The following is a 23,900-nucleotide window of genomic DNA, read 5'->3' on the forward strand; positions in this document are numbered from 1 at the left end:
AGCCCATCACGCCGCCGTCATCTGCTCCCACCAGCCGATCAACCGGATCGCATCGGCCTGGTCGGTACCGCAGACTTCGATATCCGCCTTGAACTCGCCGCACACCGCCGGTCGCTCGGGCTGCCCGAACAGCAGGCACAGCTGTTCGACCGACAGGTGCAGGCAGCGAACGCCAGCCGGTTTGCCCTGTGGCATTCCCGGCAAAGGCGAGCTGATGGAGGGGGCGATGCAGCAGGCGCCACAGCCTTCACGGCAATTCATGATCAGCAGGTTCTCGACGACTCAAAGGGGATGGCCGGGCTAGAGTACGCCCTTAAACAGCCGTTTTAAAATGGTCTAACAGGGGTTTTTCGCTGAAATCAGAAGTGACCGGCCAGTCTCCGACACATGGTCGTGAGCCTGCATCACCTTTGCCGCAAACATTTACTGCTTGAACTCGAATTCCAGCGCTGCACCTTCCACATCACGCCGTTCTTCGTTGCGCAATTGCAGCTTCATTTCATTGCTCAGCAGACGGCCGTTGATCTGGAACGCGCTGTTGTCAGTGGGCTTCTCGCCAAACATGGGCGGCAGCAAGGGAACGCTCTTGGGTTTGGGCACGGTGCCAATCGGCTGCAAATGCCTGACCATGTCCGACGGCAGGGACAGATCCAACTGTGCCGGTGGCAATTGTGTCTGCGCCACTTCACGGGCCGACTTGGACTTACGGGCAGCCCGTTTCTTGGCTTTGGCGGTTTGCTTCTTCACGGCAGGCGCTTTGCTGGCGGGGACCGTCTTTTTCGCGGCGTTCTGTTCAGCGGCGGGCTTGGAATCGCTCACAGGTGGCGCCGCCAGCGCTGTGCCGACGTTGCACAGGCCTAACAAGCCAATCACCAGAACAGCGCGAAAAATAGAGGTCATATTGCCTACAGCATTTACGGCAGATGCCCATATGCTCGCTTGTTGTGCACGCCATGACAAGCGCAGTGATCAGCGTGCTATAGGATTTTTCCCTCTGACGTTCCAATTACACCTAGAGCGCAGCCGCCGCCGTTTCCTGGCAGAGCTGGCTGGCCAGCATCCCCAGGGTCATCAGCGCGCGCTCTGCCTCGCGGTTCCACGGTGTGCCGCAGTTGAGGCGAATGCAGTGGTTGAACTGCTCGGTGTTACTGAAGATCAACCCCGGCGCAATGCTGATGCCCTGTTGCAGTGCGCGTACGTGCAGTTCCTGGGTATTGACCCGTCCGGGCAAACTGACCCACAGGATAAAGCCGCCGGTCGGACGGGTCATCTGCGTGCCTTCCGGGAAATATTGCTGCACCGCCAGCTGGAAAGCGCTGAGGTTCTTGCGGTATTCCTGGCGGATATAGCGCAAGTGCCGATCGTAGCCGCCGTTTTCCAGGTAAGCCGCGACGCCCATCTGGGTGACGCTGCACGCCGAATGGGTGCTGAACATCTGCAGGCGCTGGATCTCCTGCTGGTACTTGCCGGCGATCATCCAGCCGATGCGCACGCCTGGGGACAATGTCTTGGAAAAGCTTGAGCAATAGATGACCCGGTCCAGACGGTCATAGGCTTTCAGGGCCTTGGTACGGCCGAGTTCGAACATCAACTCGCCGTAGATATCGTCCTCGACAATCTGGATATCGAAATCAGAGGCCAGGCGCAGCAACTGTTTCTGCCGCTCCTCGGGCATGGTGCCGCCCAGCGGATTGCTCAGGCGCGTGGTCAGCACCAGCGCCTTGATCGACCATTGGTTGGCCGCCAGTTGCAGGGCTTCCAGGCTCATGCCGGTGGATGGATCGCTGGGAATCTCGATGACCTTCAGGCCCAGCAGATCGGCCAATTGCAGCAGGCCGTAATAGGTTGGTGACTCTGCGGCAATCAGGTCGCCGGGCCGCGTCAACACCCGCAGCGACATCTGCAGTGCATCGACGCAACCGTGGGTGATTACCACCTCGGAAGGGTCCACCACCACGCCCGCATCGCGCATGCGGATCGCCACCTGGCGGCGCAGCGGTTCGAAACCGGGGCTGAACATGTAGCTGAACGCCCGTGGGCTCTGGAAACGCGTGACCTTGGCCAATTGCTGGTGCAGCGCACGCACCGGCAAGTAGTCCACGCTGGGCACGGCGGCGCCCAACGGGAATACGCCTTCGCGGCGCGATTCGCCCAACACCTGCTGGATGATGCTGCTGCGCGTGACCAACCCGGGGCGCTCGACCCGTGCGATGTCCGGCGTCGGCGCGGTGAGCGCGGGCGTCTGGTGCACGTAATAGCCGGACTGCGGTCGCGCCCGGATCAGCCCCTGGTCCTCGAGATTGGCGTAGGCCTGCAACACCGTCGCGTGGCTCACGTTCAACTGGGAGCTCATCTTGCGCACCGAAGGCACGCGCTCGCCCGGTTGATAGACACCGCGCCGGATGTCCTCAGCCAGTTGCTGGGCGATACGTTGGTAAAGCAACAGATTGGTCATGACGCAGCACTCGATTCCACGGGTATTTTATTTTTGTGTGAAACATACCGGCACAGTTTAGAAGTGTACGGGAACAGTTGCCACAATAGTCGAGCGCGGGCGGGAGTGACAGTAAAAACTGTAGCCCTGCAGAGAATGGCTTATTGATAGTTTTGGGTGTATGCATAATCAATGTGGGAGCGGGCTTGCTCGCGAAAGCGGTGGTTCAGTTGGAGTATCCTTGACTGATTCGTCAGAGAACACAATTTCCACGCGGCGGTTCTGTGCCCTGCCCCGTTCGGACGCATTGGCCTCCACCGGGTACTGATCGCCATAACCTTCGACCTGGATACGTTTTTCGTCGATCCCCAGGTCCTCCAGCACATCCGCCACCGACTGCGCGCGGTCGCGGGACAGTTTGAGGTTTTCGCGCTCACCGCCGGTATTGTCGGCATACCCCTCGATGCGCACCACGCGCTTGGGGTTGAGCTGCAGGAACTGTACGATTTTCAGCACGGTGCGGTTGGCCGAGTTTTTCAGCTCCGCTTCGCCCGTATCGAACAGCACGTCGCCCAGGGTCATCACCAGGCCGCGATCGGTCTGGGTGGTGGTCAGGCTGGCGATCTGCTCCTCGAGCCATTTGCCCTGCTGCTGCACACTGATCAGCTTGCTTTCACGCAGGGCCAGTTGCAGGCGCTGGCGTTCCAGTTCGAGCTTGGCGCCGCGCTCTTCATTGAGTGCCTGCTCGGTGTGCTCACGGGCGATGGCACTGTAGCGCTGGCTCAGGTAGGCGTAATGCACCACGTCTGCGCCGCTGCCCCAGTAGCTGGACAAGCGGTCGGCGCGGGCCAGGGACTCACCGGCGCGGATCACATCCTTGGGGGCAATGCGCAACACGTTGGCGTCTTCCTTGACCTTCTGGAAGTCGCTGCCCGCCTGCTGCAGGGCCTGCTCGCCACTTGGATGGCTGGCGCAACCGCCCAGCACCGCACTGCCCAGCAACACGGCACAACCCAAACCACGGATCATCGGGCTCATTGTGCTTCCCCCAACTGCAATTGCTTGCGCAGGCGCGTGATGCGAGTGTTGAGCACGTTGAGTTGTTCCTGGCTCTTGCGGGTCAGCACTTGGGCTTCGGCCAGGCGCGCATCCAGCTCGGCTTGTTCGGCCTGCATGCGCGCGTCCTTGTAGGACTGGTCGGCCATGTCGGCCTGGGCCTGGGCGAATTTGTCCGCGGCCAGTTTCAGTTCAGGTGAATCGTCCTTGCTGGCACCCACCGCGCCGGCTTGTTCCAAGGCTTGCTGGGTGAGGCGCATTTGTTCATTCGGCGCAGGATCGGCTGCACATCCCGCCAGAGCGACAACGGCGAGGGCCGCGAAAAGAGGTCGAAGAGTCACTGAAAATTCCTACTTTGTTTGGGTGCCGACGGGCTGCTGCAATTGTGCTTTCCAGCGCTCCAGATTGCGCTGCAGCGCGGTTTGCGCCACACCGGACGTCTGCAATTCTGTCATCTTTTTAGCGAGCTGTCCGCGCAACCACGGATCATTGCAGGCCGAGTTGTGGGAAATCGCCAGGTACAGGCCCGGCTGATCGATGGGCACCTCGCGGGCGATCAGGTCATTGCTCATGCCCAAGGTCTGCGCCATGGCCATGCCGGAATACCGCCCGGCCAACACGTAGTCCACCTCCCCCAGCAACAGTTTCTGGAACGCCGGGGTCAAGCTGGGAAAGCGCTGCAGCGTCAGTTGCTGGCCGGCGAAGGCTTCAAATTCGCGGGTCAGGCGCGCGCGCTCCGACAGGGCGCCCTTAAGGCCATGCAGATCGGCAGCCGTGGCGTAGACCAGCGTCGAATCCTTGCGCGTCCAGACGAGATAGTCGGTTTGCACCAGCGCCGGGTGGATGTAGTCGAGGGTTTCCAGCTCGCCGACGGTCAGCGGTGCATCGGCGAGGATATCCATGCGCCCAGTGCGCACTTCTTCCAAGGCCAGGGAGCGCTTGCCGCCGTAAAGCAGGTCGATTTTCAACCCGAGGTCCTTGGCCACCTGCTGCAACACATCGGCGGTGGCGCCGATCAAGTGCGTGGGGTCTTGCGGGTCGCGCCAGAGCAAGGGCGGTGCGTCCGGGCTGCCGGTGATCACCAGGCGCTCGCACTTGCCGGCGGCCAGCGACAGCGTCGGCAGCAACATAAGGCCCAACAGCAGGGTCAAGGGGCGCAGGTCCATGGCAAGGTGCTCCAACAAAAGTCCAAAAAAAAGCCCGGTCACAAGGGCCGGGCTCTTTATAAGTGAAGCGGCTGGATTAGACCAGCTTCTCCAACTCAGGTACGGCTTCGAACAAGTCCGCCACCAGGCCGTAATCGGCCACCTGGAAGATCGGTGCTTCTTCGTCCTTGTTGATCGCAACGATCACCTTGGAGTCTTTCATACCGGCCAAATGCTGGATCGCGCCGGAGATACCGACGGCGATGTACAACTGTGGCGCGACGATCTTGCCGGTCTGGCCGACCTGCATATCGTTGGGTACAAAACCTGCGTCGACCGCCGCGCGGGAAGCGCCGACCGCCGCGCCCAGCTTGTCGGCCAGGGCGTACAGGTGCTTGAAGTTGTCACCGTTCTGCATGCCACGGCCGCCCGAAACGACGATCTTGGCAGCGGTCAGCTCAGGACGGTCCGACTTGGCCAGCTCTTCGCCAACAAAGCTGGAGGTGCCAGCGTCGTGGGCGGCAGCGACGGCTTCAACGGTAGCCGAGCCACCCTCGGCGGCAACCGGGTCGAAACCGGTGGCGCGTACGGTGATGACCTTGACCGAAGCATTGGACTGTACGGTCGCGATGGCGTTACCGGCGTAGATCGGGCGCTTGAAGGTGTCGGCGTTCTCTACCGAGATGATCTCGGAGATCTGGTCAACGTCCAGCTGCGCGGCAACGCGCGGCAGGATGTTTTTGCCGTTGGAGGTGGCGGCCGCCAGGATGTGGCTGTAGCCCTTGCCCAGCTCGGCTACCAGCGGTGCAACGTTTTCCGGCAACTGATGCGCGTAAGCGGCATTGTCAGCGTTCAGGACTTTGCTGACGCCGGCGATTTTCGCGGCGGCTTCAGCCACCGGGCCAGCGCCCTGACCTGCAACCAGCACGTGAATGTCGCCGCCGATTTTTGCAGCGGCAGCCACGGTGTTCAGCGTAGCCGGAGCCAGCGCCTTGTTGTCGTGTTCCGCGATTACGAGGATAGCCATGATCAGATCACCTTCGCTTCGTTTTTCAGTTTCTCGACCAGTTCAGCCACCGACTTGACCTTGATGCCTGCGCTGCGAGCAGCCGGCGCTTCAACCTTGACGGTCTTGTTGGTGGAGGCGGTGGAAACGCCCAAAGCTTCTGGAGTCAGCGACTCGAGCGGCTTCTTCTTGGCTTTCATGATGTTTGGCAGGGACGCATAGCGCGGCTCGTTCAAACGCAGGTCGGTGGTGACGATGGCCGGCAGTTTCAACGAAACGGTCTGTGCGCCGCCGTCGATTTCGCGGGTGACCGCAACCGTGTCGCCGCTCACTTCCACTTTGGAAGCGAAGGTGCCCTGGCCGTAACCGGTCAGTGCAGCCAGCATCTGGCCAGTCTGGTTGTTGTCGCTGTCGATGGCCTGTTTGCCAAGGATCACCAACTGAGGCTGTTCCTTGTCGACAACAGCCTTGAGCAACTTGGCCACAGCCAGGGAGGTCAGGTCTTCAGCGGATTCAACCAGGATGGCGCGGTCGGCGCCCAATGCCAGGGCGGTACGCAGCTGCTCTTGAGCAGTGGTAGGGCCGATGGACACCACGACGATTTCAGTCGCCACGCCTTTCTCTTTCAGGCGTACGGCTTCTTCCACGGCGATTTCGCAGAAAGGGTTCATCGACATCTTGACGTTAGCGAGATCGACGCCGGAATTGTCCGCCTTGACGCGAACTTTCACGTTGTAATCGACAACGCGTTTGACAGCTACAAGAACCTTCATGGATTCCTCGTTACTCTCCGGTGAAAAGAAAGTCGCCTAGGCGAACCTGGCGGTTGATGCTCATCGGCACACAAGGGCACCTCCAAAAACCTCGGCGAGTGACACAGCGCGGGGCAGATGACCGTTCGTCAGTAGTGACCGAGAGGTCATTCGTTATCGCAGCGTGTAAACTGCGCGCCATTGCTAGCGCGCGCAGCACCCGCCTTGCTTTTGGACGTGCTCTTGAAACCTGCAGTCTGCCTACGGTAAGCGCAAAACCGACCGTATATTGACCGGAACGCCTATTCTGGTCAATACGGCAAAATAGCCAGTCATAAGCCGCACCACTTTGATTTACCTAGCCTGCGGGCAATTCAAACAAACGTTTGTATTGGACGCTGGCAGTGGTGTAGATATAATGCGCCACCTAGAGAGAAAGGTGAGTCATCCCCTGCTATTTGGCACAGTGATGATGGACCCGACACCGAACCTCCACCCATTAGAAAAAGCCTGTTGAGCCTTGAGTAGGAGATAGCCTGTGGAACGCGAATACATGGAATTCGACGTGGTCATCGTCGGCGCTGGCCCGGCTGGCCTGTCCGCCGCCTGCCGGCTGAAGCAGAAGGCCGCCGAAGCCGGTAAGGAAATCAGCGTCTGCGTGGTCGAGAAAGGCTCAGAAGTCGGCGCGCATATCCTTTCCGGTGCCGTGTTCGAACCACGCGCCCTGAACGAACTGTTCCCGGACTGGAAAGCCCTCGGCGCCCCGCTCAACACCCCCGTGGTGCGCGATGACATCTATGTACTGCGCAGCAGTGATGCATCCACCAAGGTGCCCGACTTCTTTGTGCCCAAGACCATGCACAACGAAGGCAACTACATCATCTCCCTGGGTAACCTATGCCGCTGGCTGGCCCAGCAGGCCGAGAACCTGGGTGTGGAAGTCTACCCAGGCTTCGCCGCCCAGGAAGCACTGTTCGACGAGAACGGCGTAGTGCGCGGAATCATCACCGGCGACCTCGGCGTCGACCGTGAAGGCAAGCCCAAAGAAGGCGTCTACACCCCAGGCATGGAACTGCGCGGCAAATACACGCTGTTTGCCGAAGGCTGCCGTGGTCATATCGGCAAGCAGCTGATCAAGCGCTTCAACCTGGACAGCGACGCCGACACCCAGCACTACGGGATCGGCCTCAAGGAAATCTGGGAAATCGACCCCGCCAAGCATCAACCAGGCCTGGTGGTGCACACCGCCGGCTGGCCGCTGGACATCATGGGCAACGAGAACACCGGTGGCTCGTTCCTTTATCACCTGGAAAACAACCAGGTGGTCGTGGGCCTGATCGTCGACCTGTCCTACCGCAACACCTTCCTGTCGCCGTTCGACGAATTCCAGCGCCTCAAGCATCACCCGGTGCTGGCCCAATACCTGGAAGGCGGCAAGCGCATCAGCTACGGTGCCCGCGCCTTGGCCAAGGGCGGCATCAATTCGCTGCCGAAGATGGTGTTCAAAGGCGGCGCGTTGATCGGCTGCGACCTGGGCACCATGAACGTGGCCAAGATCAAAGGCAGCCACACCGCGATGAAGTCCGGCATGCTCGCGGCCGATGCCGTGGCCGAGCGCCTGTTGGCGCAGTCCGAAGGTGGCGACGAGTTGACCAACTACGTTGAGGGCTTCAAAGCCAGCTGGCTTTACGAAGAGCTGTTCGCCAGCCGTAACTTCGGCGCGGCGATGCACAAGTTCGGTCCGATCCTCGGCGCCGGCTTCAACTGGTTCGACCAGAACATCCTCGGCGGCAAGATGCCGTTCACCCTGCACGACACCAAGCCGGACTACGCCTGCCTGAAGCTGGCCAAAGACAGCAAGAAGATCGACTACCCCAAACCCGACGGCAAGCTGAGCTTCGACAAGCTGAGCTCGGTGTTCATCTCCGGTACCAACCACGAAGAAGAGCAACCGTGCCACTTGAAACTCAAGGACCCGAGCATCCCGATCGGCACCAACCTGCCGCTCTACGATGAACCGGCACAACGCTACTGCCCGGCCGGCGTGTATGAAGTGGTGACCAAGGAAGACGGCGAGAAGCGCTTCCAGATCAACGCCCAGAACTGCGTGCACTGCAAGACCTGTGACATCAAGGACCCTTCGCAGAACATTACCTGGATCACGCCGGAAGGCGCAGGTGGCCCGACTTACCCGAATATGTAAGGCGGTTGCTTGACCAAAAAAGGCTCCCGGACCGGGAGCCTTTTTTATGGTCAACACAAATCAAATGTGGGAGCTGGCTTGCCTGCGATGGCATCACTGCGGTGTGCCTGATATACCGAGTCGCCTGCATCGCAGGCAAGCCAGCTCCCACAGTTGGATTGCGCTCTGTCTGGAATTTCTATGCAACCCGCTCTTCGCCAGGGTTGCGCTCGAAGTAGCGCTTGTATTCGCGGCTGAACTGCGACGTACTCTGGTACCCCACACTGTGCGCCGCCTGCGCCACGCCCATGCCTTCCACCAGCAGCAACTGCTGGGCCTTGAGCAGGCGCAGGCGCTTGAGGTACTGCACTGGCGACAACAGCGTGCAACGCTTGAAGTGCTCATGAAACGTCGACGCACTCATATGCGCATAACCGGCCAATGTCTCGATATTCAGCGGCTCGGCGTAATGGGCATGCAGGTGATTCAACGAAGTGGCAATCCGCGAAAACTGCCCCTGTTGCTCCACCAGTGCGCGCAGCACGTCGGCTTGCGGCCCGCGCAACGCGGTGAAGAGCAATTCGCGTACCCGCGCCGGGCCCAGGATCCGGCTTTCCAGCGGATCGTGCAGGCACTGCAACAGCCGCTCGACACAACCGCGCATGGCATCATCGAGCACCACCGAACTCATCGACGCCAGGGTCTGCGCCGTCGGCGGTGGCCCGGCCTGAATGCCCATGGCCATCACCAATTCGCCCAGCACCACGCGATCAATCCCCACCGTCACGCCCAGCAGCGGTGCATCGGGCGCCATGGCAAAGGTCTCGCACTCGAACGGCACCGGCATTGCCTGGATCAGGTAATGCCCGGCGCCATACTCCAACGTACGTGGGCCCAGGTAGGCGACTTTGCTGCCCTGGGCCACGAACATCAGGCTCGGTTCGTAGATCTGCGGCCCACGCGCCACGTCGCAACTGGCGCGCAGCACCTGCACACCGGGCAGGTGGGTGGGCGAAAAACCGTCGCGGGGCGTAAGCCCTTCTATCAAGGCAACCAGCGTGGCGTTGGCGTCGAGATGGCGGGTCAACATCATGGCAAAAAACTTCGCTGAAAAGGGATGAGAGCATCATCGCAGGTCCGGGGACACAAAAATCCAAACAAGGGGCACTCCCGGACGAATAGGCATGAGACTCGGAGCAATCACCATGGCCGCCTCCAGAGGCGGCGCGGAAAATGGCCCACCTCACTTTTCATCGTTTTCGCGAGGTTTTCCATGTACACCGCCATCGGTTACGCCGCCCAGTCGGCCACCACTCCCCTCGCCCCCATGTCGTTCCAGCGCCGCAGCCCGCGCGTCGATGACGTTGCGATCGAGATCCTCTACTGCGGCGTGTGCCACTCCGATATCCACCAGGCACGCAACGAATGGGGCATCGCCGTGTACCCGCTGATGCCGGGCCACGAGATTGTCGGCAAGGTCACCGCCGTCGGCGCCAACGTCACCGCACACAAGGTCGGCGATCTGGTGGGCGTGGGCTGCATGGTCGATTCGTGCCGTCATTGCGACGCGTGCAAATCGGACCTGGAGCAATACTGCCTCGAAGGGCCGACCATGACCTACGCCACCCCGGACCGGGTCGACGGCAGCAACACCATGGGCGGTTATTCCGACAGCATCGTGGTCAGTGAACACTTCGTGGTGAAGATCCCGGCCGCGCTCGACCTGGCCAGCGCCGCGCCGATCCTGTGCGCCGGCATCACCACCTACTCGCCGCTCAAGCATTACGGCGTGAAGGCCGGCGATAAGGTCGGGGTGCTGGGCATGGGCGGCCTGGGACATATGGGCATCAAGTTCGCCAAGGCCATGGGCGCCGAAGTGACGCTGTTCACGCGCTCGGCGAGCAAGGCCGAAGAAGGCCGCCGCCAAGGCGCCGACCACGTGATCGTGTCCACCGACGCCGAACAGATGAAAGCCGCCGCCGGGCACTTCGATTTCTTGCTGGACACCATCCCGGTGCAGCACGACCTGAACCCCTATCTCGATGTACTGCGCTTTGACGGCGTGCATATCCTGGTCGGGCTGATCGAACCGGTGGATCCGCCCGTCAACGCCGCCAAGCTGGTGCTGGGGCGTAAAGTGCTGGCCGGCTCGCTGATCGGCGGCATTGCCGAAACCCAGGAAGTCCTGGATTTCTGCGCAGAGCATGGCATCACCTGCGATATCGAAATGCTCGACATCCGCCAGATCAACGAGGCCTACGCCCGCATGATCGCCGGTGATGTGAAGTACCGCTTCGTCATCGACATGGCGACCCTGAAGGCCTGATCAGGCCTTCGCGCCCAACTCCGCCGAGAGCCGTGCTGCGACCTGTTTGATCACAGGGATCAGCTCGGCCATTTTTTCCAGCGGCATGTAGGGCACGGTACTGGCGATGCTGATGCCGGCGACAATACGCCGGCTGGCATCGCGTACCGGTGCCGCCACGCAACGGATCGACGGTTCGTTGTCTTCCAGGTCGAACGCGTAACCGCCTCCCACGTATTCACGCATGCGCTGCTCGAACTGTGCCCAGGATTGCTCCGGGTGCTGCGGCCACTGCAGGTTTTTGCCACCCTGCGGCAAGCTGGTTTCGTAGAGGCGCCGCCATTCCTCGGCCGAATCGTCCAGCAACATCGCTTTGCCAACCCCGGTGCGTGCCAGCGGCATGCGATGACCGACCCGCGAACGCATTTCCGGGCCATAGCGGCCAGGGTTCTTGTGCAGGTAAAGCACGTCGTCGTATTCGCGGATGGCCAGGTGGATGGTGTCGCCGGTCAGCGCCGACAGTTCATCCAGATACGGGATGGCCAGGGTCACCAACGGCAGCTCTTCGCGCGCCTGGAAACCCAGCTCGATCAACTTGGGCCCCAACAGGTAACCGACCTGCGGCACCACGCGCAGGTAACGCTCCTCCACCAGGCAACTGGCCAGGCGGTGGGTGGTGCTGCGGGTGGTGCCGATGCGCTTGGCGATCTCTTTCAGATCCCGCGCGCCAGCCGCCACCGCCTGCACCACGCCCAGGCCACGCAGCAGGGTCTGGGTGCCGGTGGGGGCAGCGTCTTTGGCGGGGGTGTGGGGGGTTTCCTGCATGGCGGACCTATTGGGAAAGTACGAAAACGGCGCCATTATGGCAAATGCTGAACCTCAGCACAGTGGAGATCCAAATGTGGGAGCGGGCTTTCTGTGGGAGCTGGCTTGCCTGCGATGCAGACGACTCGGTCTCTCAGTCAGACCGCGGTGATGCTATCGCAGGCAAGCCAGCTCCCACAAAAAGGCAGCACACACTTGCTGATCTTCACATGGCAGGACTTAGCGTTGCTTCATACGGTCAATGATCACCGCCAGCAACAGGATCGAACCCCGGATCACATACTGGTAAAAGGTGTCGATGTTCTTCAGGTTCATCGCATTCTCGATGATCGCCAGGATCAACACGCCGGCAATCACATGGCGGATCATGCCGATGCCGCCACTCAACGACACCCCACCCAGCACGCAGGCCGAGATGACCGTCAGCTCGAAGCCCTGGCCAATCATCGGCTGGCCCGAGGTCATGCGCGAGGCGAGGATCACCCCGGCCAGGGCGCCGATCAAACCGTGCACGGCGAAGATGATGATCTTGGTGCGGTCAACGTTCACCCCGGCCAGCAACGCCGCCTCCTGGTTACCGCCGATGGCCATGGTGTTACGCCCGTACGTGGTGTAGTTGAGCAACCAGCCGAAAAACACAAAGCACAGCACAGTGATGATGATCGGTACCGGCACGCCCAGCAGTTGGCCGTTGCCGAAGACGAAGAAGTCCTCGTTCATCACCCCCACCGCCTTGCCGTTGGAGAAGATGTAGGCCAGGCCGCGCACGATCTGCATGGTCGCCAAGGTTGCAATCAACGCGTTGATGCGCAGCTTGGCGATCACGATACCGTTGATCAGCCCCACCACCAGGCCCATGGCCAACGCGGCCGAAACGCCGAGGACCACGCTGTCGGTGTCGCGAATCACGATGCCCGCCACCACCCCGGCACAGGCAATCACTGAACCGACCGACAGGTCGAAGTGCCCCGACGCCAGGCAGAACAACATGGTGCACGCGGCAATGCCCACGGTGGAAATCGCCAGGCCCAGCCCGCGCATGTTCAGCGGTGAGAGGAAGTTGTCGATAAACAGCGCACTGAGCGCGAAAATCCCCAGGGCAGCCAACAGCATCACCCAATCATCGAGGAACTTGCGCTGGTTGAACGCCGGCCAGAAGCCCTTTGCAGTTTTTACCTCAGACATCATTCACCTCGAATTCTTCAAGCCCGCGAACGCGGGAGAGCCAGTTGCAACAGCCGTGCTTCATCCGCCTGGTCGCGCGTCACTTCGCCGGTCAGGGCGCCCTCGCTCATCACCAGGATGCGGTCGGAAATGCCCATCACTTCCATCAGGTCGCTGGACACCACGATCACCGCGATGCCGCTGGCCGCCAGGTTGTGGATGATCTGGTAGATCTCCGACTTGGCGCCGATATCGATGCCACGGGTCGGCTCATCCAGCAGCAACACTTTCATTGGCATCGACAGCCAACGACCGAGAATGGCCTTCTGCTGATTGCCGCCCGAGAGGTACATGATTTTCTGTTCGGCATTCGGTGTCTTGACTTTCATGGCGCTGATTTGCTGGTCGGCGTTGCGCTTTTCCCAGCCGTCGCGCAGCAACCAACCGAACGCGGAATGCGCGCCGCGTGCGCTGATATTGATGTTCTCGGCCACACTGGACAGCGGGATGATGCCCTCCTTCTTGCGGTCTTCCGGGCACAGCAGCACGCCGGCGGCGATGGCGTCGCGGGGTGAGCGCAGCTGCAGGCTTTCGCCGCACAGCTCAAGCTGTCCTGCCGTGGTACGCGCCAATCCGCTCAGCAGCCGAAACAGCTCGGTTCGCCCCGCGCCCACCAACCCGAACAAGCCGAGAATCTCGCCTTTATGGACCTGGAAACTGACCGGCTCACGCAGGCCCGGGCCGAGCAGCCCCTGGACTTCAAGCGCGACCGCGCCCCGCTCACGCGGCCGGTAGTCGTAGATATCCTGGATATCGCGACCGACCATGCACGTCACCAGCTGGTCATGGGTCAGCGCGCTCATGTCCTCGAATGTGCGCACATAGCGCCCGTCCTTGAACACCGTAACGGCGTTGCAGATGCGGAACACTTCTTCCATGCGGTGCGACACATACAGCACCACTTTGCCCTCGTCGCGCAGGCGCGTGATGATCGCCATCAAGCGGTCGATCTCGCGCGCCGACAGGCTGCTGGTGGGTTCGTCGAAGGCGATCACATGGGCGCCACGGGACAGCGCCTTGGCGATTTCCACCAGTTGGCGCTGGCCGAGGGAAAGCCGACCAAGCTTTTCGTCGGGATCAATTTCATCGGCCAAGCCCTTGAGGCACGCCAGCGCCTGCTTGCGCAACTGGCTGCGATTGACCACGCCGAAGCGCGACGGCAAGTGCCCGAGGAACAGGTTCTCGGCCACGGTCATTTCCGGCACCAGGTGCAGCTCCTGGTGGATCACCGCGACGCCGCTGGCGATGCTGTCAGCAGCGCACTTGAACGCCATGGTCTGCTCGCCGATCTGCAGCGAGCCACTGCTCGGGATGTAGGCCCCGCCGAGTATCTTCAGCAGGGTCGACTTGCCCGCGCCGTTCTCGCCCATCAACGCGTGCACCTCACGCGGCCGTGCTTCAAAGCTGATCTGCGCCAGGGCTTTCACACCGGGAAACTCCTTGCCGATGCCGTTGAAACGCAAGGCCGCGCCGGTCATTTCCACAGCCCGATTTTAGTCAGCTCTTCCTGGAAGTTGGCGCGGGTGATCAGGGTCACTTCGTCCATGGCGGTGTACTTGGCGGGTTCCTTGCCGGTGGTGACCCACTCGTACATCGCCAGCGCCGTGTTGTAGCCCTCGATGTGCGGACTGGGCAGCATCGAGCCGAAGAACCCACTGTCGGCTTTCTTCAGTTCGCCAATGGCGTCGGTGCCATTGATGCCAATGCCGATCACGTTGGCCGCCTTGAAGCCGGCGCTTTCGGTGGCACGCACGCCGCCGAGCACGGTGTTGTCGTTCATGCCGCCGATGATCAGGTTTTTCGCGCCGCTGGGCAGCTTGACCAGGGCCGAGTTGGTGGCGTCCATGCTGCCCGGCACGTCGAGGGTTTTAAGCGCGGCGGTAAGGATGTGGTCCTTGGGAATGCCGGCTTCTTCCAGGGATTTGATCGAGCCGTCGGTGCGCTTCTTGCCGGTGTCGAGTTCGTTGTAGGTATTGATCACGGCATAGGTGTCCTTCCAGTCCCAACCGCGTTTCTTCGCTTCGGCGGCCATGGCGGCGCCCTGCTTCTGGCCCACTTGAAACGCGGCCATGCCCAGGTACGGCACGTCTTCCATGAAGTTGCCCTTGGCGTCGACGAAGCGGTCATCTACCGCCATGACTTTCAAGCCGTTGACCTTGGCCTTGGCAACGATGGCCGGGCCGAGGGACACGTCCGGCGGGCAGATCACGAAGCCCTTGGCGCCGTTGGCGGCCAGGCTGTCGATGGCCGAAAGGGTTTTTTCGCCATCCGGCACGGCGATCTTGATCACGGTGAAGCCGTGTTCCTTGCCGGCTTTTTCGGCAAAGGCCCATTCGGTCTGGAACCAGGGTTCTTCGGCCTGCTTGACCAGAAAACCGATTTTCACTTCTTCAGCAAGTGCCACACCGCTGAATGCCATCGCCAGCGCCACCGCGCCTAGAGTCTTCTTGAACATGAGCTACCTCTTGTTGTTATTCAGAGCTGCAGGTTTTAGTCGTGGTACATCACAGACCGCCCGCCATCGATCATCAGGCAGGTGGCATTGATAAAGGGCGCCTCGTCGGTCGCCAGGAACAGTGCAGTCATCGCCACTTCGACCGGCTGGCCGATGCGCTTGGGCGGGTGCAGGTCGAACGCGCGCTGGCGTTCGGCCTGAGGGTCGGGGAAAGCGTTCCAATAGTCGACGTTGAGCTGGGTTTCGATATAGCCCGGCGCAATGGCATTCACGCGGATGCCTTTGGACGCGTACTCGATGCCGAGGGCACGGGTGAGGCCAAGCAAACCGTGCTTGGCCACCGGATAAGGAAAACAGCCGGGGATGATGTGGCTGGAATGGGTGGAAGCAATGTTGATGATGTTGCCGATGCCCTGCTCGATCATGTGCGGCAGCACCGTGCGGCAGCCGAACCAGGCGCCGTCGAGGTCGATGGCGAAGCAGCGTCGCCAGTCTTCATCGGTCATTTGCAGCGGGTCGCGGAACACGTTGACGCCGGCGCAGTTGACCAGCACATCCACACGGCCAAAGCTTTCAATCGCCAGATTGACCAGCGCCTGCCATTGCTCTTTGGACGTGATATCGACGGACTGCGCGTAGATATCGGCACCGCGTTCGCGCCAATGGGCGGCGACGCGCTCAACCTTCTCGGCCTGGATATCGGCAATGATCAACCGCGCCTGCTGGGCCTGGAAACACGCGACGATAGCCTCGCCAATACCCTGGGCGGCGCCGGTGATGATCACGACCTTGCCTTTAAGCCGTTCACCGTAAGTGGGCTCGGGCACGGCGGGGAGTGACAACGGTTGTGCCTGCATCGCTTCACCTGTTTTATTTTTGGCAGTGAGTGCTGATGCAGGCGACTATAAACCCATCATTTGAAATATCTCAATATATAAATTTGCATCCCATATTGTGAGCAGACTTCAAAGGGTAATGTGGAGCAGGCTTTGTGTGGGAGCTGGCTTGCCTGCGATACAGACACCTCGGTTCTTCAGTTACACCGAGGGGATGCCATCGCAGGCAAGCCAGCTCCCACACAAGCCCGCTCCCACAGGAGACTTTCGCTGGTTTCAGGAATGTGCTTCAGCCGAGGGCAAAATCGCGCAGCGCATCGCCTTCCATGCGATAACGCACCCACTCCTCCTGCGGCTGGGCGCCGATGGATTTGTAGAAGGCAATCGCCGGCTCGTTCCAGTCGAGCACGCTCCACTCAAAACGCCCGCAACCGTTATCGAAGGCGATCTTCGCCAGGTGGCGCAGCAGCTTCTTGCCTGCCCCGCCGCCGCGTTGTTCCGGGTTGATGTAGAGGTCTTCCAGGTACAGGCAGTTGCTGCCCAACCACGTGGAATAACTGAAAAAGAATACCGCGAACCCAATCGGCACGCCGTCCCGCGAACAGATCAGGCCATGGGCGGTAGCGCCTTCGCCGAACAGGCTGCGCTCGATATCCACCACGCTGGCGATCACTTCATGCCGCGCCTTCTCGTACTCGGCCAGTTCAGTGATGAACGTCAGGATCTGCGCAGCATCGCTGGGCACGGCAGGGCGAATCTCGATGGTCATGGGCGAACCTTGGGCAATGTCAAAGCCCACATATTAAGGCGCTTTTGTGACTGATTGCAGTGCAATTTCATCATGCCCAGGGGCGTCACTCCGTCAGCGGGTAACGCTGGCACCACCAACCACGCAACAATCCGCAGCAGCGCGCATGCTAAAAAGCCAGGCATCACATCAACGACTTCCAGGCCGCCCCATGCATTCAAAATCCCCGGTGAGCACACACCTGTTCGCCCTGTTTTGCCTTGCCAGTTTTCTGCTGTCGTTGTCTTACGGCTCGACCTTTCTACTGTCGCTACTGATTCATACACGCGGTGGCAATGAGCACGATGCGGGCAGTGTGATTTCCACGGCGATGCTGAGCACCTTTGTGGCCGTGGTGGTCTCCGGCCATTTATCCGATGCGCTGGGCGCGGCGCGGGCGATTGCCGGCATGGGCCTGCTGTTGGTGGTGGCGTGCCTGGGCTTTGCGCTGACACCTGGGTTCGGCCAGGGGCTGATGGTGTTTGGCCTGGCCCTGGGCTTGGGTTGGGGCGTGTTCTACACCTTGGGGCCGATCATCGTGACCCTATTAGTGGAGCCGCGGCACCGCGCCAAGTACTTTGCGCTGCTGTCAGGCAGCATGATGAGTGGCATCGGTGCCGGCCCACTGCTGGGGCGGGCGGCAAACGCGTTGGGCTTGCCGCTGACGACCGCCTTCCACATCGCCGCCGTTGCGAGCCTGGTCGCAGTGGTGATGTTCTGGCGCCTGGGCCCCCGTCTCAAGCAGCAAGGCAATGCACCGGTGGCGAAGATCTCCTGGGCGGCTACCCGCCAGGTACTGTCTTCCAAAGCCGCGTTCGCGATCTTGATGGTGGGCCTGGGCGGCTGTGTATTCGGTGGACTGTCATCGTTTCAGACCAGCTACGCGGCGGCGCAGTCGTTGGACTATTCGTTGTTCTTCCTGGGCTTCCTGAGCGCGGCGATCAGCAGTCGTTTATTGATTGCCGGGTTTGTGGTCAAGCGCGATGCCTATATGACGGCGTGTGTGTTGTCGGGGCTGATGCTGGTCTCGGTGCTGATGTTTGCCTTCACGGTGTCGGGAACCTTCAGTTATCTGCTCGCGGCGATCACCCTGGGCGTGGGCTACGGCCTGACATACTCGGTGATCAACGGGCTGGTGGCCAATGAAGCCCCGGCCGGCACTACGTCCCAGGCATTGCTGCTGTTCAGCTTGGCGTATTTCGTCGGCGTGTTTGGGTTCCCGCTGTTGGCGGGACACATCATCGTCGCTTATGGCCTGCCGTCACTGCTGCTGAGCCTGGTGGCGGTGGCAGTGTTCAACTGGTTGATCACCGTCGCACGGCTGATCTGGCGTCGGGCATCGACACATAAAATCTTACAGCTGCCATAGGACCGTTCGTCGCCACCCCGGCACAAACGGTAAATCGAGGCTGACCAATAGAGGGTAAGGACATTAATCATATGGAGACACCCTCATGAAAAATTCCAAGTTTGCCGCCCTCGCCCTCACGGGACTGCTATCTGCCGCGTCGCTGAGCGCCTTTGCCGCTGATTCTTCCACCGGCAAGACCGACCCGGTTGGCAGCCCGCCGAGCCCTGCCACCCAGGAATCCCAGGACTCGATGGGCACCGGTCTCGACACCAATGGTGGCGCCATCATCGATAACGGTGCCGACCCACGCACCCGTGGCCAGGACACCCAGCGCCAGGCACCCTCCGCCGTCGGCAACGGCAAGATGGGCCCAGGCGTCAACCAGCCCGGCGTCAACAAAGGTGACGACTCAAACGTTCCGGGCGCGCCAAAACAACCTGCGCCTTGAGCCATCAGACGCAAGACGAACACCCGATCATTGACTAATGAAGAGGTACGCATGAACGTCGATAGAAACCTTGAAAAAGAAGTCCTCACCCGCCTGCTGCACGCTCATCCGCAAGGCCTGGGCAAGGAGGTGCTGGACAACTACCGCGGCGAAAAGGAGGTGGCCAGTGTCTTGGCGTTCCTGCAGGACCGCGGGCTGATCAGGGACGGGAATGTGGCCACTGACGACGCCGGTGAATATTCGTTGAACCTGCCCATCAAGCTGACGTCGTCTGGCGTGGATGAGGCGCGCAAGCTGGAGGGCGAAAGCGCTCATTAATTCATTTGTCAGGTCTGGCCCCGCTGTAAGGGGCCGGAAGGAGTATCGCGATGCCTCGTGGAAGCAAAGCCAAATACACCGCCGAACAGAAACGCCAGGCCGCTCGTATCGAAGAAAGTTACGAGCACAAAGGCGTGGCCAAGGATGAAGCCGAAGCCCGCGCCTGGGCCACCGTCAACAAGCAGTCCGGCGGCGGCGAAAAGGCCGGTGGTTCGGGCCAGCGCAAGGCGCCTGCCAGCAAAGCCACGGACAGGCATGAATCGGCCAAGCGCGCCGCCGCCAGCCGTGAGGGAAAACCACGCAGCAGCGGTGCTTCGCTGGGGACCCAGACCAAGGAGAGTTTGCTTAAGGAAGCACGGGCCAAGGATATTCCGGGGCGGTCCAGCATGCGCAAGGACGAGCTCATCGAAGCGCTGAAGAAAGCCGGGTAACCAAATAACCCTGTGGGAGCGGGCTTGCCCGCGATGGCGGAGTATCAGCCACCTTACCCGGTACTGACCCACCGCTATCGCGGGCAAGCCCGCTCCCACATTTGGATTGTGTTTAATCAGCCACAAGGGCATCGACTTCAGTGGCGCCCGGTGAAGTCGCGGGGCCCCAGCGCGTCACCGCCAGAGCCGCGGCCGCATTCGCTCGACGTGCTGCCGCAACCGGACTCAAGCCACTCGCCAAGCCCGCCACAAACACGCCCGCATGCGCATCCCCCGCACCATTGCTGTCCACCGCCTGCACCTTGAAGCCGGGCACGTGCTCAACCGCACCCGCACGCCCTACCCAGCAGCCATTGGGCCCATCGCGAACCACCAGCAAGGTCTCGGCGGCCAGATGTCGGCCCAGTTCGGGCAGCGCGCTGGCGATATCCCCAGCGCCAGTAAATGCCAGGGCTTCGGGGCCATTGCTGGTCCAGATGTCGATACGTGGCAGTAACGCGCGCATCAAGGCCGAGTCCGGCGCCTTCACCAGCGGGCCGGGGTCGAACACCACCGCAATCTCGCGGGGCAGCGCCAGCAACCAGTCGATCAGCGGCTGCGCCTTGCCCTCCAGCAGCAAGCTGTAGCCGCTGACATACACATAATCGTCAACCTTTGGCGACACGGTGGCCAAGTCCTCGGCACTCAACTCACCCTCGGCGCCGATGTGGGATATGAAGGTGCGCTCGGTGCTGGCTTCGGTCAGGGACACACACAAACCGGTGTCCTTGCCATCGCTCGCCGCCAGCGCCATTTCAATGCCCTCGGCCTGCATCGCCGCACGCGCCAGGTCGCCGAAGCGGCCGTTGCCGTGACGGCCCAGATAAACCACCGGCAGGCCATTGCGTCGCGCGGCCGCCATCACATTGAAGCCCCCGCCGGTCTCGAAGCTGGCCGATCGCGCCAGCACGTCGCCGCCCGTCGCGGGCAAGGTATCGAGGGCCATGACCAGGTCGACGATGACCTGGCCGGTGTGCAGCAATCTAGACATCAGCGCGCTCAACCGAGGCTGGGCGACGGTCCGAAGCGCCGCCCAACACTGCATAAATCCCGCCGGCCACCAGGAACGTGACAATCCAGCCCAGGCCATTGTGGCCCAGCCAGGAGTCGGACAACGGCCCGGCGAACCAGATGTTCTCGGCGGTGGTGCCGATGGTGGTGAAGCTGAACCCCAGCACGATCGCCAGCGCCCAGGCGCCGAATGCACGCCACTCCACGCCACCGCGATACCAATAGGCGCTGCTCGGGCTTACGTCCAGCAAGTCCTTGGGACTGTAGTAGTGACGATGCATCAGGTCGACCACAAAGATGCCGACCCACGCCGTGATCGGCACCGCCAGCAACGAGATGAAGGTGATGAACGGGCCGTAGAAGCTGTCGGCGATCAGCATGAAGTAAATCGAGCCGGCGAAGATCGCCACGATGTCGACGATCACCGCATGCACGCGCTTGACCTTCAAACCGAGGGTCAAGGTGGTAAGGCCGGCCGAATACACCGACAGGTTGTTGGACAATAGCAACCCGCCAAAGGCGGTGATCAGGTACGGCACGGCCATCCAGGTCGGCAGCATGTCGCGGATCGCGATGATCGGGTCGGTGGCCGAGGCCAGGTCGTTATTACCCACCGACAGCAGGCCGCCGAGGGTGATCAGCAACACCAGCGGAATGCCCGCGCCAAACGCAGCGGACGCCACCAGGCGCGCCGCCTTGACACTGCGGTGCTGGTAGCGCGACATGTCGGCACCGGCATTGGCCCAGCCGATACCGGTGCCGGCGGCCATGGTGCCAACGCCGATGATCATCGCACTCAGCGGTGCCGGCGTGGCGTTGAACACGGCGCTCCAGTCGATGGTGGCGCAGAGAAAGCCCCCGACCAGAATGTTCAACGCGCCAAACACGTAGGTCGCCCACTTCTGGATCACCAGCAGGGTGGCATGGCCCAGGCCCGAAACGGCCAGGGTCAGCAACACGAAAATGGCGATGAACAGCAGCGTGAGCCCCGGGGCGCTTTTGGCCTCGACCGCCGTACCGAACAGGATCGAACACAGCGACAGCAGCACAAAGGCCGCCGTGGTGGTGTTGACGGTTTCCCACCCCAGGCGCGACATCAGCGACACCAGCGTGGGGCCGATATTGCCGCGCACGCCGAAGATCGCGCGCGACAACGTCAGGCTCGGCGCGCGGCCGCGACGACCCGCGATGGAGATGATGCCCACCACCGCAAAGGAGCCGGCGGCGCCGAGAATCGCCACGATGACCGCCTGCCAGATCGCCAGGCCGCGAAACGCGACCAGTGTCGCCCCGAGCGGCAAGCCGAGGATGCTGATATTGGCGGCGAACCACACCCAGAACAGTTGCAGCGGATGGCCGTTGCACTCGCCTTCGGGAACCGGTTCGATGCCGCGTGTTTCCAATTGCCCGGCGCTTTGGCCGGAAGAGGTGCTGCTCATGTGGGGGTGCTCCTGGTGCCTGTATTGTTGTGGTTGTTGGCAAATACTTCCTGACTCGACTCGGTCAATGTGGGAGCTGTGGTGCTTATCGAATTTTGAGCAGGCCCTGAACCAGCAACTCCAGATCCAGGCCATTGACCTGCTTGACCTGCTCGATCATCCCCTGCGGCCAGCACTGCATGCCCAGGCACGCACCCAGCATCGCGCCGAGAATCGCGGCGATGGTGTCGGTGTCGCCACCCAGACTGGCGGCCACACACAGCGCCTCGAAAGCATCCAGCTCACCCACCGCCACTTGCTGGGCCAGGGCAAACGACACCACCACCGACTCCTGGGAAGCCACGGAAGTGCCGATCAATTCATACAGCAGGTCAGCGAACAGGGCCTTGTCGCCGCTGCCGACGCTCAAGGTCCGTGCCCAACTGATACGCGTGGAGATTCGCCCGCCAGCTATCCAATGGCCGTGGCCTTCCGCCTGTTGGGCAAGTTGGGTACCGATGTTCAGCGCTTCGCCCAGGTCGACGCCATTAATGCCGGCCGACACCACCGCCGCCACCGCCGCCGCGCTGGAGATGCCCAGTGAGGTGTTATGGGTGACCTGGCAGGCCTGGATCACCGCCTGGATAAACCGCACCGGGTCGCTGACATCGGCCGCGATCCCCACCGGCGTGATACGCATCGCTGCGCCATTGGTGGTGCCATAGCGCCCGGACTCTTCCGGCGTATGGCCAGCAAGGATCATGTCGATCGCACGCTTGGTGGAAGGGCCGAGCAAATCCTGCGAGCCCTTGGCGCGCATCACTGCTTCCCAGTCGATCAGGCGCTGGGCCAGCACGGCGGGTTCGATCGTGCCCTGGCCTTCGACCAGCAACTCGCCCACCAGGATCGCCTGCTCGGTGTCATCGGTGATGGAACCGGCGGGCATGTTCGGCGCAATGGGCTGGTCGGCGTCGGCTGCTTCCAGGCCAGTGATGGCACCGAAACGTGCCCGCACCTGCTCGCGGCTCAAGGATTGGGTCGGCATGCCCAGGGCATCGCCCAGGGCCAGGCCGTAGAAGGCGCCGAGGGCGCGATCGTGGGAAGTCATTTCGAATGTCCAAATTGAAGGTGCAGGCGAAAATGCAGCGGGTCGAGCAAGCTTTCGACGTATTCCATGAAACGTTCGCGACGGTCGTAGGTGGTGCGCGACGCTTTCAGGAACACCGTGCCCGCCGGGCGACCCAGCAGTTCGGCGTCTTCATCGCTGAGAGGCTCGGCGCCGATCCATTGGTCGCCTTCGGCGCCTATGTAACCGTAGGCCGCCAGGGTAATGGTCAGAGAGTTATCGATCAGGCCGACTTTCGGCAAGCTGTCCAGCCCGCCGGAGGCCGGCATCAGCGAGCGTTCCAGGGACACGGCGGTGCCATCGGTGGTACGGCGACGGCGGTCGAGAGCGATGAACTGGTCGCTGCCGAAACGGCTGAACAGGTCCGGGCGAGTCACGGCTTCCAGGCGCAGGATATCGGTGTTCACCCGTGCGCCGGTGTCGGCCAGGGCCTGGGCCCAGCCGCTGCGCTGGTCGAGCACCATGCCGTCAAAGGTGACGATGGAGCCGACGCCGCTCTGGGTTGCGATGTAGTGGCGTCGCTTGAGTTCAGCCAGGGCTTCACGCAGGGTACCGCGGCTGACCGCGAACTCTTCGGCCAACTGGTGCTCGCCCGGCAGCAGGAAGCCATCGGCCATCACCCCACCCTCGATACGGCGGATGAGTTCGTCGACGACGCGTTTTTTCTTATCAAATCGGACATGTCTAATCATGTACAAATTGATAACCGAAAGCGCGCGATCACGGCAAGCGAATTATTTCAATCGGATGA

At 61.6% G+C, this 23,900-nt stretch carries 25 protein-coding genes; 6 read left to right on the forward strand and 19 right to left on the reverse strand.

Features of this window, described 5'->3' with window-relative positions; all coding sequences use genetic code 11:
- Positions 1–6: 6 nt before the first annotated feature.
- From BLL36_RS00550 to BLL36_RS00585, 8 genes are all read right to left on the reverse strand, one after another.
- Positions 7–261, reverse strand: coding sequence for a YkgJ family cysteine cluster protein (locus BLL36_RS00550; protein WP_076949548.1), 255 nt, complete (start codon positions 259–261; stop codon positions 7–9).
- A 162-nt stretch (positions 262–423) separates the two neighbouring features.
- Positions 424–900, reverse strand: a complete 477-nt coding sequence (locus BLL36_RS00555; protein WP_076949549.1) for a translation initiation factor 2 — start codon at positions 898–900, stop codon at positions 424–426.
- A 112-nt stretch (positions 901–1,012) separates the two neighbouring features.
- A complete protein-coding gene (locus BLL36_RS00560) occupies positions 1,013–2,455 on the reverse strand; it encodes an aminotransferase-like domain-containing protein (protein WP_076949550.1) in 1,443 nt (480 codons plus the stop codon).
- A gap of 168 nt (positions 2,456–2,623) precedes the next feature.
- Positions 2,624–3,472: an OmpA family protein gene (locus BLL36_RS00565; RefSeq protein ID WP_076949551.1), complete on the reverse strand. Its 849-nt coding sequence runs from the start codon at positions 3,470–3,472 to the stop codon at positions 2,624–2,626.
- The gene (locus BLL36_RS00570) at positions 3,469–3,831 is read right to left on the reverse strand and encodes a DUF4398 domain-containing protein (protein WP_076949552.1); all 363 of its coding nucleotides are present in this window, start codon (positions 3,829–3,831) and stop codon (positions 3,469–3,471) included. Before BLL36_RS00570 ends, BLL36_RS00565 begins: the two co-directional genes overlap by 4 nt.
- A 9-nt stretch (positions 3,832–3,840) precedes the next feature.
- A complete protein-coding gene (locus tag BLL36_RS00575; protein ID WP_076949553.1) occupies positions 3,841–4,656 on the reverse strand; it encodes a substrate-binding periplasmic protein in 816 nt (271 codons plus the stop codon).
- A 76-nt stretch (positions 4,657–4,732) separates the two neighbouring features.
- The gene (locus BLL36_RS00580) at positions 4,733–5,662 is read right to left on the reverse strand and encodes an electron transfer flavoprotein subunit alpha/FixB family protein (protein ID WP_076949554.1); all 930 of its coding nucleotides are present in this window, start codon (positions 5,660–5,662) and stop codon (positions 4,733–4,735) included.
- 2 nt (positions 5,663–5,664) lie between these two features.
- A complete protein-coding gene (locus tag BLL36_RS00585; RefSeq protein ID WP_076949555.1) occupies positions 5,665–6,414 on the reverse strand; it encodes an electron transfer flavoprotein subunit beta/FixA family protein in 750 nt (249 codons plus the stop codon).
- A 517-nt stretch (positions 6,415–6,931) separates the two neighbouring features.
- Here BLL36_RS00585 and BLL36_RS00590 point away from each other — a divergent pair.
- Positions 6,932–8,596 (forward strand): electron transfer flavoprotein-ubiquinone oxidoreductase, encoded by a 1,665-nt coding sequence (locus tag BLL36_RS00590; RefSeq protein ID WP_076949556.1) that lies wholly within the window; start codon positions 6,932–6,934, stop codon positions 8,594–8,596.
- A 178-nt stretch (positions 8,597–8,774) separates the two neighbouring features.
- Here the strand turns inward: BLL36_RS00590 and BLL36_RS00600 are convergent, their stop codons facing one another.
- Complete coding sequence (locus tag BLL36_RS00600) at positions 8,775–9,668, reverse strand: AraC family transcriptional regulator (RefSeq protein WP_076949557.1); 894 nt, start codon at positions 9,666–9,668, stop codon at positions 8,775–8,777.
- A 180-nt stretch (positions 9,669–9,848) separates the two neighbouring features.
- Between BLL36_RS00600 and BLL36_RS00605 the strand changes: the two genes are divergently transcribed.
- A complete protein-coding gene (locus tag BLL36_RS00605; RefSeq protein ID WP_076949558.1) occupies positions 9,849–10,901 on the forward strand; it encodes an NAD(P)-dependent alcohol dehydrogenase in 1,053 nt (350 codons plus the stop codon).
- Here BLL36_RS00605 and BLL36_RS00610 read toward each other — a convergent pair whose 3' ends face one another.
- The 6 genes from BLL36_RS00610 to BLL36_RS00640 form a co-directional block, all read right to left on the reverse strand.
- Positions 10,902–11,705 carry an IclR family transcriptional regulator gene (locus BLL36_RS00610; protein WP_076949559.1) on the reverse strand — a complete coding sequence of 268 codons (804 nt, stop codon included), beginning with the start codon at positions 11,703–11,705 and terminating at the stop codon, positions 10,902–10,904. It lies immediately after the preceding gene.
- A gap of 219 nt (positions 11,706–11,924) precedes the next feature.
- Complete coding sequence (araH, locus tag BLL36_RS00620; RefSeq protein ID WP_076949984.1) at positions 11,925–12,890, reverse strand: L-arabinose ABC transporter permease AraH; 966 nt, start codon at positions 12,888–12,890, stop codon at positions 11,925–11,927.
- A gap of 17 nt (positions 12,891–12,907) precedes the next feature.
- The gene (gene araG / locus BLL36_RS00625; RefSeq protein WP_076949561.1) at positions 12,908–14,407 is read right to left on the reverse strand and encodes an L-arabinose ABC transporter ATP-binding protein AraG; all 1,500 of its coding nucleotides are present in this window, start codon (positions 14,405–14,407) and stop codon (positions 12,908–12,910) included.
- The gene (locus tag BLL36_RS00630; protein WP_076949562.1) at positions 14,404–15,384 is read right to left on the reverse strand and encodes a substrate-binding domain-containing protein; all 981 of its coding nucleotides are present in this window, start codon (positions 15,382–15,384) and stop codon (positions 14,404–14,406) included. The genes araG and BLL36_RS00630 overlap by 4 nt, the downstream gene beginning before the upstream one ends.
- A 35-nt stretch (positions 15,385–15,419) precedes the next feature.
- Positions 15,420–16,241: an SDR family oxidoreductase gene (locus tag BLL36_RS00635; RefSeq protein ID WP_076949563.1), complete on the reverse strand. Its 822-nt coding sequence runs from the start codon at positions 16,239–16,241 to the stop codon at positions 15,420–15,422.
- A 268-nt stretch (positions 16,242–16,509) separates the two neighbouring features.
- The gene (locus BLL36_RS00640) at positions 16,510–16,989 is read right to left on the reverse strand and encodes a GNAT family N-acetyltransferase (RefSeq protein WP_076949985.1); all 480 of its coding nucleotides are present in this window, start codon (positions 16,987–16,989) and stop codon (positions 16,510–16,512) included.
- 190 nt (positions 16,990–17,179) lie between these two features.
- Here BLL36_RS00640 and BLL36_RS00645 point away from each other — a divergent pair, with 190 nt between their 5' ends.
- From BLL36_RS00645 to BLL36_RS00660, 4 genes are all read left to right on the forward strand, one after another.
- Entirely contained in the window at positions 17,180–18,376 is a 1,197-nt protein-coding gene (locus BLL36_RS00645) for an MFS transporter (RefSeq protein WP_076949564.1), read from the forward strand.
- 85 nt (positions 18,377–18,461) lie between these two features.
- A complete protein-coding gene (locus tag BLL36_RS00650) occupies positions 18,462–18,806 on the forward strand; it encodes a hypothetical protein (RefSeq protein WP_076949565.1) in 345 nt (114 codons plus the stop codon).
- Positions 18,807–18,857: 51 nt separating this feature from the next.
- Complete coding sequence (locus BLL36_RS00655) at positions 18,858–19,124, forward strand: hypothetical protein (protein ID WP_076949566.1); 267 nt, start codon at positions 18,858–18,860, stop codon at positions 19,122–19,124.
- A 50-nt stretch (positions 19,125–19,174) separates the two neighbouring features.
- Positions 19,175–19,555, forward strand: coding sequence for a Rho termination factor N-terminal domain-containing protein (locus BLL36_RS00660; protein ID WP_076949567.1), 381 nt, complete (start codon positions 19,175–19,177; stop codon positions 19,553–19,555).
- A gap of 112 nt (positions 19,556–19,667) precedes the next feature.
- On the opposite strand, the gene BLL36_RS00665 is transcribed toward BLL36_RS00660, so the two are convergent.
- The 4 genes from BLL36_RS00665 to BLL36_RS00680 form a co-directional block, all read right to left on the reverse strand.
- On the reverse strand, positions 19,668–20,585 hold the full coding sequence (locus tag BLL36_RS00665; RefSeq protein WP_076949568.1) for a PfkB family carbohydrate kinase: 918 nt from the start codon (positions 20,583–20,585) through the stop codon (positions 19,668–19,670).
- A complete protein-coding gene (locus BLL36_RS00670) occupies positions 20,578–22,044 on the reverse strand; it encodes a purine-cytosine permease family protein (protein WP_076949569.1) in 1,467 nt (488 codons plus the stop codon). The genes BLL36_RS00665 and BLL36_RS00670 overlap by 8 nt, the downstream gene beginning before the upstream one ends.
- A gap of 85 nt (positions 22,045–22,129) precedes the next feature.
- Positions 22,130–23,131: an ADP-ribosylglycohydrolase family protein gene (locus BLL36_RS00675; protein WP_076949570.1), complete on the reverse strand. Its 1,002-nt coding sequence runs from the start codon at positions 23,129–23,131 to the stop codon at positions 22,130–22,132.
- Complete coding sequence (locus BLL36_RS00680; RefSeq protein ID WP_076949571.1) at positions 23,128–23,841, reverse strand: GntR family transcriptional regulator; 714 nt, start codon at positions 23,839–23,841, stop codon at positions 23,128–23,130. Before BLL36_RS00680 ends, BLL36_RS00675 begins: the two co-directional genes overlap by 4 nt.
- Between the last annotated feature and the right edge of the window lie 59 nt (positions 23,842–23,900).

It is taken from the genome of Pseudomonas cedrina subsp. cedrina (assembly GCF_001983175.1).
GTDB classification, from domain to species: Bacteria; Pseudomonadota; Gammaproteobacteria; order Pseudomonadales; family Pseudomonadaceae; genus Aquipseudomonas; species Aquipseudomonas cedrina.